The sequence below is a fragment of the Halomicrococcus pelagicus genome, assembly GCF_051917725.1.
Lineage (GTDB): Archaea > Halobacteriota > Halobacteria > Halobacteriales > Haladaptataceae > Halomicrococcus.
This window is the reverse complement of the sequence record NZ_JBQBLX010000006.1, coordinates 1-12,800: the sequence shown is the minus strand read 5'-3', so window position 1 is coordinate 12,800 and position 12,800 is coordinate 1. Positions and strand designations below refer to the sequence as shown.

The window sequence follows — 12,800 nt, the reverse complement described above, 5'->3', positions numbered from 1 at the left end:
CTTATTGGTTGGGAGTCGGCCTGCCATCGTCGGTGGATTGTGGCACGGAGCGTACGGATTCATCCCACGGCTTTAGCCGTGGGGTTTCTCCTGTGCTCCGTCTAAACTCGCTATAGTCGAAACTCCAGGTGGCCGTATTTGATATCGCAGCATATGATTTATAAAATTCTAGGGCGCCATTTTCGTGAGGTACAGGGATTGAGGAGTCCAATATGTCTGGCAGGGGTGAGAGGGACAACACTTCCGTTTAGAGCGGTAAACGGAAGTGGATTCGTCCGCATCACTGCCCTCGGGGAAGCACGAAAGCCGTGTCCGCTAGCGAGCAGTTAGTATTCTCGAGGATTTACGGTCGAACGTAGCCCTCACTGCTTTAACGTCGTGTGGTTCTTCTCGTTCCACGACGGCCCCCGAGAACGTCACAACTGCGACCTCACGATAGGAAAACCCGTCAGTGAGCACCGACTCGATACCGTCATTCTTAGCAGAACGTTCCCGGAGCGCGGCAAGTATGGAGTGCTATACGACAGTATGCATAGAGAAGCAGGTAAGGCTGTCGTCGACTTAGACCACCGTTAGTGATACACAACTCGTCTCTGTCGTGTATTTCGCGTCGCCAGCGCCTACCCAGACGGCGGCGACCGAAACGTGAAACCGCCCATCGTTCCAGAGTACGAGATGGACGGCGACCTGCGTGAGGTTGAGTGGGACGTGATCGTGGTGCCGCCGGAGACGGAGACGCCGATGGATATCCGATTCTACGAGGGCGATGAACAGATACCGCTGACAGATTTATTGATCGACGATGAGACCAAAGTAACCGAAGAAGAGACAGCAGATATACCGCGAGAAGATGAAAACAGCGTGAGAAAGACAAGATTGAGTTTAGCCGCTTTTAGAGTTGATTACCTCGTTAAATTATAAATTGGTGCTATTTTGATGAGGCCGAGTTGAATAGAGAGCGCGAATGTGCCACGGGATGACGGCCTGTCATCAAGGGTAGGTATTCGCTTAGTACCGGTGAAGGAGGTACCGAGGTGACAATCGTTTCTCAGCCCTATCCTTTGTTTGGAGTAATACAGTGGACTTAAGTCAATCTTGTACAATACAATCCTTGGATGGAACGACGTAATTTCATTTTATCAACTGGTTCTCTTGGTGCATTGCTCCTCGGAAGCAACTCGGCGACTGCAACGAGCACGGATGACGATCAGTCACCGTACGCTGGTCAGCAGACGCGGAAGTACTCAGCCCTCTCTGAGGAAGACGTGGCCGCACTAAAGGCTGGAAAAGGTGCTGTTTTTGGAGGGCTAGCGAAGCCAGCGGAACTGAATGGATACCCGGGCCCACGGCACGTTCTTGATCTCTCCGACGAACTCAACCTTATCGATAAACAGAAAGACGAAACCAAATGTCTGTCTGAAGAAATGCAGTCAGAAGCTCGTATTCTTGGCAGAGAGTATCTCAACGTTGAACGGCAGATCGACAGTGGTAGCAGCCGTCAGTCGTCGGTAGTGTCGACCAGCACCTCCGTAAGCCACTCGTCGGGGCGCTGGGGCGAGCGGTCACCAGGTTCGAGCAGCGCCGATTCTGACGCGACTTTATGCCCGGACGGTTGGACGACCAGCGGCGACGGTGAGTTTCTAGGTTGTTCGAATAGTTAATACTGGGATCGACGACGCATGGAGAACGGTCCGTGCAACACTCCCCATAAAGAGTCTGTCGAGGCCCGTCTGTCCCCGTGTCCCCATCACGACGAGATCGGCACGGTAGTCATCGACAGCTGCTAGAATTTCTTTCGCTGGCTTGCCTTCCCGTTGCTCCCAGACGAACTCGATTCCGGATTGGGCCGCTCGTGTAACCAACTCTCGTTCTGTCTTCTGCGCCTCATATTCGAGGACTCCCCGGAGCGGGGTCGACCTAGCAAACCGCGAATCCAGCACGTACAATCCTCGCACCGTCACCCCGTACGTCTCGGCGAACTCGAAGGCAATATCCGTGGCGCGGCGGGATCCTGAACGCCCATCTGTCGCCAGCAGAATCGACTGCCACGCCAAGTCGGCACCGTCACTGCTCTCTGGAATTGTCAGCACTGGAATGGTCGATGCTCGCACAACTTGCTCAGCGACGCTGCGGTGAAGAAAGCGGTGCAGTCGTCTGGTTTCGTGATGTCCGAGAACGATGAGGTCACCGTCTATCGTGTCCACGTGCTTCAGAATCGCTGTCGCTGTATCACCACGTAATAGTGTGTCCTCGACAGTAACACCTGCAGTAGTTACACGTTCGACGGCATCGGACAGGATATCCTGTCCCGTCTCTTCAACTGTGAGTTCGTCTCCGTGGTCGGCGAGTAACTCGTCATGGCTACCAGGGATATCGTCGAGGTCAACGACGTAGACAACGTGAACGGTCGCGCCTGTGCGCTTGGCGGTTGCAATGGCCCTGTCGAGCGCCTGTATACTGCTTTGACTCCCATCGTACGGAATGAGAACCGTCTCAAACATAGAGCCTCTACGCTCGCCACCGCAAAGTAGACCCGGATTGTTACTCCTAGCCATCGGATGTAACAGCGAGACGACTAAGAACAGTTCTTGACCGTATCTACGAACACGATACATTGGAAAATATCACACCCGCCGGCGGCTGTAGATACCAGTCAGCGGCTGCTCACCACCGTGAGGAACAACGACAGCGTGAACTACCTCGTATCGAGTGAGGCGTTAAGAGGCTTTAAGACGTGAGTTACGTATGACGACTCGAATCCTCGTTCCCATGGATCAGTCGGAGATGGCAGAGCGCGCACTCGAACACGCACTTACAGCATATGAAGATCCAGAGATCACCGTCTTCCACGTAGCTGGTGTCCCATCACTATTCCTCGGCGAAGCGATGAGTCTGTCGATGAAGGACGACCTCGATGAAGCAGCGGAGGAACGCGCCGAGGACGTGTTCGAGAGTGCCCGCCAGATTGCAGCCGAGTATGACATCGAAATTGGGACAGCAGTCGCCCTGGGGAAGCCCGCTCAGGAGATCGTAGAGCGAGCGTCGGAGTTCGATATCGTTGTCCTCGGCAGCCATGGGCGTGATCTAGTTAATCGGATACTTTTCGGAAACGTGGCCGAAACTGTCGCCCGGCGGGCACCGACTCCCGTCGTTATCGTCCGTTGAACGAACGACTTCGGCCGCTCGATTTCGCTGATTACAGGAGGAGTTGCCTGGAGCACCTTAAGTGCAGTCTCATAGTCTACCTACAAACAATATGTAATTTGGGACGCAAACGGCTACACGATATTTATCCCGGCGAGACGTCGGCGCTGTCGTATGCCAGAGGAAGCTCTCTCCAAATCAGAGCAGCGTATGAGCCGGGAACAAATCGCGTCGTATCTCCAGACAGTCGTCGGTCAACCGCCTCGGGGCGTGACCCCGAGGCACTCGGCCTGCTCCGCCTGTAGAGACGGTGTGTTGGGAGGAAAGCGGTAGGGTGGATGACAGCGTCAGCAGTAGTGGAGAGCCGCCGGCGTCAATCGCCAACACAGGGATGGGGAACCGGGCAGGCGATCGAGTCTTGGAGTGCAGTGTCGTGTGGAGTTTCTCGGGTTCGTGTGGCTGCATCTGCGCGTTCACGTCGGTCAGTGCTTCCATGGGCGGCCAGACGCCGACGCGATTGTCAGATGCAACTGAGTGGTGAGCCGGCATGGTATTAGACCCCCAGAGTCGTTCGTCTTTGTGAACGCTCTGAACAGTTTCCCTTCGTCTTAGAGGCATCTGATGGATATGAACTGCGGATGCGTAGCACGCTTACCTCGTTGCTAATCCTGGTTAGTAGATTATACTAACGTCATCTGCCGGTGTCGCCGGTCCTGGTCAAGCAGGCCCAGCCATCTCTTTCGCATGTTCTCGCAATCGTCACGGCCAGGGATTGTCTCCGTCCTGCTCTCGGTGAGCGTGTCTGTCCAGCAGTATCTGTAAGCCTCCGGTGACGAGTCAGACAAGGAGAGGGAGACGGAGTATTAACAGCAGGCGTCGAGCGCGCGTTTGTCGGTCGTCTCAGTCCCGCAGTGCTTGCAGCGCCAGTAGCGATGATCGATGTTGCCGTACTTGTCCTGGCCGACGTGCGGGCCAGTTATGCGCCCCCCGTCGTCACTCTCGTCGTCGCCAGCGGGGAAGGCGTCGAGGGAGCCGTCGGCGGTCGCGTCTTCGACGGCGGCCATGTGTTTGCAGTGGGCGTGGCGGTGGACGTGGTGTGGGCAGGTGCGCCAGCAGGTCGCCGGTCACGTCGTCAAGCGAGACAACGTATTGATGGTCAGCGGGGTCGTTGTGGCTCTCGTTAGTCACTTCGACCTGGCCAGGGATTTCCATGTCGATACCGCGACGAGTGCGAGCAACAAGAAGAAAGGTGCCGAGTCCGTCGTCGTCGCAGTCCCAGTGGGACCATGCAGATATCTACTGACGAGACCTATTCTCTAATATGCCGTTTCAAACTCGTCGAACCGTCTCTTATCTTGCACTGGTCATTGTAACGACCCTAATACTCACTGGCATCTATAATGCCGGTATGGCCATCTGGGAGCATCGTCCGCAACCCTTCTATCGATCTCTTCAAGTCGTCGTTCAGAGTTTCACTACCACAGGATATGGAGAAGATGCGCCATGGCGCACCCCCCAAATGAATTTCCTAGCGATCGGAATGCAATTCGCCGGGATCGCGCTTATCCTCACTGCAGTCGATGTATTCGCTGTCCCCTGGCTTCGTGGCGCGCTTACACCGACCGCTCCCAAGGCGGTCACAGGACTCCAAGACCACGTCATCGTCTGCGAACACACCCCTCGCACCGAGGCATTCATTATGGAACTCGACGCTCGGGGCCGCGACTACGTTCTAATCGAATCCAACTCTGAGATAGCACATGAACTCCACGAAGCAGGATACAGGGTCGTCTACGGCGATCCACAATCCACCACCTCACTACGAAACACGCAGATTGAGTCGGCGACTGCCGTCGTCGCCGACGCTGCCGACGATGCAAATGCGAGTATCGTCCTTGCAGTGCGCGATATCACTCCAGACGTTCGTATAATAACCCTTGTCGAAGACGCAGAATTGACTCACTATCACCAAGTGGCCGGTGCTGACGAAGTTCTCTCGCCCCGCCAGTTACTGGGCAAGAGTTTAGCTCTGGAATTGCCCACGGCCGTAACGACAGATGACAAAGAAGGGGCAGTCATCGGTGATGATTTTGAGCTCCTTGAACTCTCGGTTGCAGAGAACAGCGAGCTCTGTAACAAGACGTTCGCCGAGGCAGGACTGCGCGAGCAATTCGGCGTGAACGCAGTTGGTGCATGGTTCGACGGTGAATTTGTAACGCCAGTCGATCCGCACGCCGAATTGAATGCCGGGATTCGGTTGCTCGTGGCTGGAGAACCAGACCAGATAGACGCCTTGCGAGAAGCGACGGCTTCGTCCGTCCGCGAGTTTACTCCCCAGAAGATCATCCTGGCTGGCTACGGTGATGCCGGACAGGCAGCATACGAGACGCTGGCCCCGTTAAACTCCCGGCTGACGGTTCTTGACATCGATGCCAAAGAGAATGTCGATATCGTCGGTGATGCGCGTGATCCTGACGTATTAATAGAAGCGAAAATCAAAGAGGCTTCGTCCCTGATCCTTACTGTCACAGACGATACAACAGCGATTTTTTCGACTCTGATTGCTCGCGATCTCAATCCGGAACTTCACATCGTGGTGCGGGCGAACGAAGATGAGAATGTTCAGAAATTGTATCGAGCAGGAGCTGACTACGTGCAGTCGCTAACGACGGTTAGCGGCCGTATGCTTGCTTCGACAGTGTTCGAAGACGAAGAGGTACTGGCGTACGATCAACGAGTAAGCATTGTTCGTCGTCCAGCCACGGGACTGGCCGGGACCACACTCGCCGATGCTGAGGTTCGGACAGAGACGGGGTGTACGGTGGTGGCAGTCATCAGAAACAGGACGACGATTACTGAGTTCGATCCATCGAGATTTACCTTTGCCGCCGATGATGAAGTCATCATCGCTGGCATCGACGACGCTATCACAGCGTTTGAACGTAAATTCGGAGAGTAAGACCGGACACGTCCGTCTGGGAGGCCGTCCTCCCTTCTCCTCCAAGTGACGGCGACTCGCACGAATGCGCCGTGAACAGAACCGAGGCCGGTGGCGTTCGAAAGCGGAGCGGAATCTCGCGCACGGGTTAGGCGAGGTCCGCAGGCTTGCGAGTGCGCTCGAACTCTCCGAGTCGGTTCGCGACCAGGCGTGTCAGCTCTTCCGGAGCGCCCAGAACGAGGATCTGCTTCGTGGCCGATCCATCGAAGCAATCGCCGCAGCCAGCGTCTACGGTGCGTGCCGGTGTAACGGGCTCTCGTGGTTACTTGAAGAGGTCGTTGATGCGGCCCGCGTCGGACAGTCGAGGGTTACAAATGCGTACAAGACGCTGAATACAGAATTCGGGCTACCGACCCAGTCGGTTCGTCCGAGCGAATTCGTCCCCCAGCTTGCGTCAGAACTTGACGTCGCTGACTCCATTCGACAGCGAGTTCGGAGATTGGCCAAAGAATCTGAATCAATAGGTGCCGCGACGGGCGTCCGGCCATCAGGCTTCGCAGCAGCCTGTCTGTACAAAGCAGGGCGTGAAGAAGGCCGACGGCTGACGCAGTCGAAAGTCGCTGAGGCGGCGAGCGTCACGCCACCAACCATTCGAGCGCATCAAGATGCTCTGCGCGAGTTGGCCATCTGAATCGTCGCCTCCAAGATTTTCCATCAATTCTGAGTGGGTGGGTTGTCGTGAGAAAGAGACGATAGAGCACCTCCTTCGTCTCATGGTATTCACGTGAAGCGTGACGCGGTAGCGAGGCGGAGATAGAGACCGGAGGCGAAGCGCTCATCAGACACACTAGCCTGGCTTGAACCAGTGACGCAGGAGATCGTCGACGCACTGTTCATTGATCCATTCGCCGTGATGAACACGATTGGGATCATTGCGTTCGCGCTGGTTGGCGCAACCAAGGCGATACGCGAGGAGTTCGATATGTTCGGGGTCACCGTAGTCGGCCTCGCCACGGCATTCGCTGGCGGGATGACCCGTGACCTCCTCGTCAATCGGATTCCGCTCGCACTCAGCTCACCCGTCGAGATCGGCCTCGGCTTGCTCGGTGTCGGGCTGGCGTTTGGGGTGAGTGCTGCACTTGAGTCAGCCGACAGCCATCCACTGACATTGCTTTCGGATGCAACCGGGCTCGCTGCGTTTACCACGACAGGCGCTATCGTTGCAACCCAGGCCGACATCCCCGCCTTCGGTGTCGTCGCGATCGCGACGGTCAACGCAGTCGGGGGTGGTGCCGTTGCGGATATCCTACTGGATCGCTCACCGTTTATCCTGCTGGACGACTTCTACGCCAGTTGTGCGGTGCTGGGTGGCAGCACATACTGGGTTGTCGTCACTGCCGGCGGGTCGAACGGAACCGCTGCAGCGGTGTGTGCAGTGATAGTCGTTGGAACTCGAATTGGTGCACTCATCTACGGGTGGTCGCTCCCGACAGCACAACGATTGGGGTTAACGCGCGAGTAGAAGGCTCAATAGCCAAGGGAGGAGGAGACAGATGGAGCATGGTTCTCTCGTCGTTCGAGTCGCCCGAGTGGGTTGGCATCGGCTGGCTACCTTGGTTGCACACGCCTTACAGCCAGTCCTCGCCCCAGGCGTCGAGCGACTCGAACACGGGACAGAGGGCATCCCCCTTCTCCGTCAGCGTGTAATAACTCGCGACCGGCGATTCGAACTCCTTGCGGTTCTCGATGAACCCTTGCTCCTCCGCTTGAACGGGAAGCGCGGTATGGCCTCGCCCACATGATCATCTACGCCGGCGGCTCCATCGGCCTGCTGTTCGTTGCCGGGATGCTCTACACCCCGCAGACGAATATCGTGATGACGGAGTTCTGGCGGTGGTGGGTCGTCCATATGTGGGTCGAGGGCGCCTTCGAGTTCTTCGTCGTCGCCGTCGTCGGGCTCACGCTCGTGAGCATGGGGCTGCTCCGGAAGTACTCCTATCCTTGGTGTCGGTGACTCCCCTCTGTTGTTTGTGCCAGCAGGGAGTCGCTGACACGTTGATGGACTCAGAGTTATCGTGGGCTTGTTCGACCGACGGGCACTGTGACGAACCCGTCGAGGATTCGCGTTCACCGCGTCTGCGTTTTGGATATTGTCTCATTGGGTTGGCGGGCAGGCCGCCTCCAACGGTCGGTCGGAATCCGCTCCGTTCCGACCTGACCTTACTGCTGTATAGTGGTTCTTGAAACTGGAACGTTTGGATTGGAAACTCGGGCGCTGCTCCTGTCGTGGGAGGTTTCAGTAAGTGACAGCGCGTATCCACGCCCTTCAGGGCGTGGCATTGCGCCTGTTCAGCGTATAAATAAAGGAGTTGGGTGCAGACCGAGCTACGGTTCCAGGAGAACTTTTGTCACGCCCTCTTCGCGCTGGTCAAACCGTTCGTACATCTCTGGAGCATCCTCAAGGCTGGTCCGGTGAGAGACAACCCAACTCGGATCTGCACGACCCTGGATGATAAGATCACGCAATTCACGGTTATACTCTTTGACGTTGCACTGACCAGTACCGAGCTTCTGACCCTTCTCGAACAGCTTTCCGAAATCAATGCCGAGACGGCCTTGGGCAGCCATTTCGTCGGGCGCACCTGGATCTTCGGGGACGTACAGTCCGACGACACCGATCTGACCCGTCGGTCGGACAGTCTGGATCAGTTGATTGAGAACGATGGCTGGGTTTTCCCGAGCAGGATCGTACGCGTCGTCGGCTTCCTTGTCATCGTCGATAGCCTGGTATCCAACAGCATCGACACCTTTGTCGACGCCACCACCGTGAGCATCCTTGATCCGCTCGACTGGATCTGCATCCTCGAAGTTGATTGGTGTCGCATCGCAGTGTTCCTCTGCCAGATCCAGACGACTTGGGACACGGTCGACGACGTAGATTTCGGATGCGCCCTTGATTTTGGCACTATAGGCGGCCATTAATCCAACTGGTCCTGCACCAAAGATAGCGACCGAGTCACCAGCCTGGAGGTTTGCGAGTTCGGTTCCATGCCATCCAGTCGGGAAGATGTCGGCGAGCAGTGCGAACGCATCCTCGTGCTCATCTCCCGGCGGAAGTTTGAGCGCATTGAAGTCCGCATAGGGGACGCGGAGCTTCTCTGCTTGGCCACCCTGATACGGTCCCATGGCGACGTACCCGTACGCTCCGCCAGCGAATCCAGGATTGACGTTCGTACAGAACCCAGTGTATCCCTCTTCACAGTTCTCACAAAAGCCACAAGCCACGTTGAATGGCATGACAACACGGTCGCCCTCGCTGAGCGTGCTGACGCCCTCGCCGACCTGCTCGACGATACCCATATTCTCGTGCCCGAATACGATACCTGGCTCTGCACCCGTCCGGCCCTCGTACATATGGAGGTCTGAGCCACAGATCGCTGTGGTCGTGATATCGACGACAACGTCGTTCGGGTGTTTGATCTCAGGTTCGTCTACCTCTTCGACAGTGACTTCATGCTCACCTTGGTATACGACGGCATTCATTGACATTCTCTAACAACCCAGTAAGGGGGCAACAGGCAACATTATAAATTTACTTGGCGAAAATAGCGATACACAAACAGGGAGTGGTTAGTATAGCCGCCGTCGAGAGCGTCATCGACGACCGCCACGAGTCACTGTATGGTGACGTACCGGTGGTCTTCACACATAGAGACTGGAAGCGGGCGACCAAGACCCAGATATCCGAGCGAGAGTGGCATCGCGACCATGGCGGCCTCCTAGAGGATGCCGTGGCCGCGCGTCGGGTAGCGCTTGATTGTGAGGTGGCAGACTTGGAGGCGCTGGGTATCGAGCTGGCAGACGATGCAAAAGATGTCTGCCATCACCTGACAGTGCTCTCCAAGCGTGTCTAAGAGGTGTATGAGAGTGAAGTGGGGAGCTGCCAGCAGACACGTGTCGAAGACCATTACGTCGCCTGCACCGTCGACGAAACACCCGAGACCGGCCAGCGGCGGTGGACGCCCGTCAGGTCCGCAGTAGCGCTCTCGTTTTCACATCGATCATACGGGGTCGCGTGTGACTGCAGTATGTCTACGCAGGGCATCGCCACGGTAATTTGGGGGTTATCGACGTCAGTCGCCACGTTGTATGTGGATGGAAGGAGGTGGTGATGCGGTAAGCGCAGGCGGATGGGTAGGCGCTTGTACTCCCGCATCTGCATCTGAGCGCCGCCGTCGATGTAAGTCACCATGCACCGACTAGGCAGCCCGATGCAGTTCATCCAAGATATGGGCTGGTATTAGACCCCTAGTGTCGTTTCGTTTCGTGAACGGTTTCAACAGTTTCTGCCAGTCTGGAGAGCGACTACACGCTGTGACCTGCCACCGCTCCGTGCACTTACTCATAGGGTTGTCCATGGTATCGTCGACAGCGTCTGGGTAACACCTCGAGACGGTGCAGACCAGACAACGCTCGACGTACTGGCCGACCGCATCTCTAGCGCGGTCGACATCCGGCTTGAACACGAAGCACACTACGACTGGATTGCGTCCGTCCCATTACGCGACTCAGACGCCGGCGCAGTGACGAAGTATTTCGGGAGCAGCGCCGACGGCGACGAGTACAAATATCGCGGCATCGAGTGTCGCCAACGAAGCACGCCACCACTCATCGAGCGTGCACAGATGGCACTCATCACTACGCTTGACGCGCACCGAGACTCAGAAGCGGTCTGCACTGAACTGCAATCGTGGCTTGACCGACTCCGACGTGGGGCCGTCGATTCGGACGATTTCGTCATCACGAAGCGAGTCTCGAAGCCCCGTGACGCCTACACACAATCGACACAGAGCGTCGCCGCATTCGACCGTGCAGCAGACCTTGGACTGACGCGAGCACCTGGCCAAGACGTCGCATTCGTCGTCGTTGACGACGCCAAGCAGTCACGAGACCGTGTAGCGCTCGCGGTCGAACAGCCAACCACGTACGATGACGTCGTTGACAACGCCGAACACGAGGACGACTGTAGGTAACGCCGTTTTTTGCAAAGGCGGTGTGCAAGGTACGCGCCTTCTATGTAGCACTGTCTAACCAAGCCCCTCAACTACTAGTAGTCACAGTATACGAGAGACAGAGTATGCATTCAGCAATCTGAGTATATTTAACTACTATATATTTAACGTAAGGCTGATCGCTTGTGGCAATCTCCTCCTATCTTTCATGTGGCCTCCGGACAAACCCACTACTATCTGCCCATGTTCGACAACATCCTCGTCCCGACCGACGGAAGTGACTGTGCACAGGTGGCTGTCGGTTATGCCGAAGATCTAGCGACACGCTACGAAGCACACGTACACACACTAAGTGTGGCCGATTCCAGGACACTCGAAAATGTCCCACAGCACGACCAAATCAAGAACGAGCGTGTGGATATCGTAGCGAGAGCCTATAACGAACTTTCTGAGAGCGGCATCCCAGTCGAAAAAGCAGTCCGTACTGACATTCCACACAAGGCAATCCTCACGTACGCTTCCGAGCAGGACATCGATCTCATCGTCATGGGGACTCACGGCCGAACCGGTGTCGAACGGTATCTTCTCGGGAGCGTCACCGAGAAGGTCGTCCGGCTATCGAATGTGCCAGTGTTGACGGTCAAAGCGGAAGACGACGGTGAAGTCACGTACCCCTACACCGACATCTTGGTCCCGACCGACGGAAGCGAGGGGGCTGAGGCCGCTATTGGCCCCACTGTCGATATTGCCAGCACCTACGATGCTCGCATACATGCTCTCTCTGTCATCGATACGATGGCGATGGGAACTGATGTCGGTTCTGGTGCAATCCTTGATGCGCTCGAAGAATCGGCACAGTCAGCGGTAGAAACCATCGAGGAGCAAGCTACCCAGGCATCCGTGTCTGCGGTCGAAACCGCGATAGAACACGGGAACCCCTATCGCGGGATTCGTTCCTACGTCGAAGAGCACGACATCGATCTCGTCGTAATGGGAACCCACGGACGCAGTGGCATCGAGCGATACCTCCTTGGGAGCGTTGCCGAAAAAACAGTGCGCACCTCACCAGTTCCCATGATGACGGTTCGGCAGCCTGAGTGAATCAGTAGCTACGGAAATTTCTCTTTCTTCAAGCAGAGAATTCCGCATTTGGATGGGGTACTCCCGTGAAGTGGCGGCATCCGTGGTTGCAGCCCTGAAACTCCCACCGCTCGGGATTCCCGCGTCTTTAGGCGCGGGAGGAGGTTAATTGCTGCATACACTCGTCGTCCGTCCGGTTGACAGAACGTCGTGGATTTATACTCTAGCAGGTCCTCAGGAGAAGGGAGAATCATGAATTACGATGAGTTCACGGGCCAAGTGCAGCACCGTCTCGAACTACCAGCTACCGGTGAGACGGTACGTGCGATTCGAGCGACGTTGATGACCCTGGGCCAGCGTATTCCGGAGGGGGCAGCCGAGGATCTCGCCGCCTCACTCCCGATGGAGATCAAGTGGTATATGACCGGTGCCGTCCACGAACACGGCGAGCGATTCGACTGGCGCGAGTTCGTCTCGCGCGTCAGCGAAATCGAGAACGCTGACCGGCCGGAAGCAGCTTACCACGCCCAGGTCATCACGGATCTCGTACGCACCCAGGTCCCGCTGTCCGACTTCCAGCAGTTACGCGACCAGCTTCCGGAGAGCGAGGATGACGAGAGCTGGGG

At 56.6% G+C, this 12,800-nt stretch carries 12 protein-coding genes and 2 pseudogenes; 10 read left to right on the top strand and 4 right to left on the bottom strand.

What is annotated here, in order from left to right; genetic code table 11:
* Positions 1 to 675 precede the first annotated feature (675 nt).
* Positions 676 to 921: a hypothetical protein gene (locus ACTF4R_RS16150; protein WP_440008883.1), complete on the top strand. Its 246-nt coding sequence runs from the start codon at positions 676 to 678 to the stop codon at positions 919 to 921.
* Between the two features lie 719 nt (positions 922 to 1,640).
* On the opposite strand, the gene ACTF4R_RS16145 is transcribed toward ACTF4R_RS16150, so the two are convergent.
* Positions 1,641 to 2,555, bottom strand: coding sequence for a universal stress protein (locus tag ACTF4R_RS16145; protein ID WP_440008882.1), 915 nt, complete (start codon positions 2,553 to 2,555; stop codon positions 1,641 to 1,643).
* Positions 2,556 to 2,745: 190 nt separating this feature from the next.
* On the opposite strand from ACTF4R_RS16145, the gene ACTF4R_RS16140 reads away from it, so the two are divergent.
* On the top strand, positions 2,746 to 3,165 hold the full coding sequence (locus ACTF4R_RS16140) for a universal stress protein (protein ID WP_440008881.1): 420 nt from the start codon (positions 2,746 to 2,748) through the stop codon (positions 3,163 to 3,165).
* Between the two features lie 842 nt (positions 3,166 to 4,007).
* Here the strand turns inward: ACTF4R_RS16140 and ACTF4R_RS16135 are convergent.
* Complete coding sequence (locus ACTF4R_RS16135) at positions 4,008 to 4,208, bottom strand: DUF8118 domain-containing protein (RefSeq protein WP_440008880.1); 201 nt, start codon at positions 4,206 to 4,208, stop codon at positions 4,008 to 4,010.
* A 257-nt stretch (positions 4,209 to 4,465) separates the two neighbouring features.
* Between ACTF4R_RS16135 and ACTF4R_RS16130 the strand changes: the two genes are divergently transcribed.
* The 3 genes and pseudogenes from ACTF4R_RS16130 to ACTF4R_RS16120 all read left to right on the top strand — a co-directional run bounded on the left by ACTF4R_RS16130 (position 4,466) and on the right by ACTF4R_RS16120 (position 7,604).
* Entirely contained in the window at positions 4,466 to 6,103 is a 1,638-nt protein-coding gene (locus ACTF4R_RS16130; protein WP_440008879.1) for a potassium channel family protein, read from the top strand.
* Between the two features lie 49 nt (positions 6,104 to 6,152).
* Positions 6,153 to 6,773: pseudogene (locus ACTF4R_RS16125) on the top strand (transcription initiation factor IIB); the annotation flags it as partial.
* 222 nt (positions 6,774 to 6,995) lie between these two features.
* The gene (locus ACTF4R_RS16120; RefSeq protein ID WP_440009307.1) at positions 6,996 to 7,604 is read left to right on the top strand and encodes a trimeric intracellular cation channel family protein; all 609 of its coding nucleotides are present in this window, start codon (positions 6,996 to 6,998) and stop codon (positions 7,602 to 7,604) included.
* 106 nt (positions 7,605 to 7,710) lie between these two features.
* On the opposite strand, the gene ACTF4R_RS16115 is transcribed toward ACTF4R_RS16120, so the two are convergent.
* Positions 7,711 to 7,830, bottom strand: coding sequence for a winged helix-turn-helix transcriptional regulator (locus ACTF4R_RS16115; RefSeq protein WP_440009305.1), 120 nt, complete (start codon positions 7,828 to 7,830; stop codon positions 7,711 to 7,713).
* Positions 7,831 to 7,841: 11 nt separating this feature from the next.
* On the opposite strand from ACTF4R_RS16115, the pseudogene ACTF4R_RS16110 reads away from it, so the two are divergent.
* Positions 7,842 to 8,078 (top strand): annotated as a pseudogene (locus tag ACTF4R_RS16110) (nitric-oxide reductase large subunit); the annotation flags it as partial.
* 389 nt (positions 8,079 to 8,467) lie between these two features.
* Here ACTF4R_RS16110 and ACTF4R_RS16105 read toward each other — a convergent pair.
* Complete coding sequence (locus ACTF4R_RS16105; protein ID WP_440008878.1) at positions 8,468 to 9,625, bottom strand: glutathione-independent formaldehyde dehydrogenase; 1,158 nt, start codon at positions 9,623 to 9,625, stop codon at positions 8,468 to 8,470.
* A gap of 53 nt (positions 9,626 to 9,678) precedes the next feature.
* Between ACTF4R_RS16105 and ACTF4R_RS16100 the strand changes: the two genes are divergently transcribed.
* The 4 genes from ACTF4R_RS16100 to ACTF4R_RS16085 all read left to right on the top strand — a co-directional run.
* Entirely contained in the window at positions 9,679 to 9,996 is a 318-nt protein-coding gene (locus ACTF4R_RS16100) for a hypothetical protein (protein ID WP_440008877.1), read from the top strand.
* A gap of 669 nt (positions 9,997 to 10,665) precedes the next feature.
* Complete coding sequence (locus ACTF4R_RS16095; protein WP_440008876.1) at positions 10,666 to 11,115, top strand: hypothetical protein; 450 nt, start codon at positions 10,666 to 10,668, stop codon at positions 11,113 to 11,115.
* Between the two features lie 222 nt (positions 11,116 to 11,337).
* Positions 11,338 to 12,195: a universal stress protein gene (locus ACTF4R_RS16090; protein ID WP_440008875.1), complete on the top strand. Its 858-nt coding sequence runs from the start codon at positions 11,338 to 11,340 to the stop codon at positions 12,193 to 12,195.
* Between the two features lie 231 nt (positions 12,196 to 12,426).
* Positions 12,427 to 12,800: DUF2267 domain-containing protein (locus ACTF4R_RS16085; protein ID WP_440008874.1), on the top strand; the 374-nt coding region annotated here is incomplete at its 3' end.

Coding starts and splice junctions, on each gene's coding strand:
- ACTF4R_RS16090 (WP_440008875.1), top strand. CDS start 11,338: ATGTTCGACAACATCCTCGTCCCGACCGACGGAAGTGACTGTGCACAG.
- ACTF4R_RS16135 (WP_440008880.1), bottom strand. CDS start 4,208: ATGGCCGCCGTCGAAGACGCGACCGCCGACGGCTCCCTCGACGCCTTC.
- ACTF4R_RS16105 (WP_440008878.1), bottom strand. CDS start 9,625: ATGAATGCCGTCGTATACCAAGGTGAGCATGAAGTCACTGTCGAAGAG.
- ACTF4R_RS16120 (WP_440009307.1), top strand. CDS start 6,996: ATGAACACGATTGGGATCATTGCGTTCGCGCTGGTTGGCGCAACCAAG.
- ACTF4R_RS16145 (WP_440008882.1), bottom strand. CDS start 2,555: ATGGCTAGGAGTAACAATCCGGGTCTACTTTGCGGTGGCGAGCGTAGA.
- ACTF4R_RS16130 (WP_440008879.1), top strand. CDS start 4,466: ATGCCGTTTCAAACTCGTCGAACCGTCTCTTATCTTGCACTGGTCATT.
- ACTF4R_RS16140 (WP_440008881.1), top strand. CDS start 2,746: ATGACGACTCGAATCCTCGTTCCCATGGATCAGTCGGAGATGGCAGAG.
- ACTF4R_RS16150 (WP_440008883.1), top strand. CDS start 676: ATGGACGGCGACCTGCGTGAGGTTGAGTGGGACGTGATCGTGGTGCCG.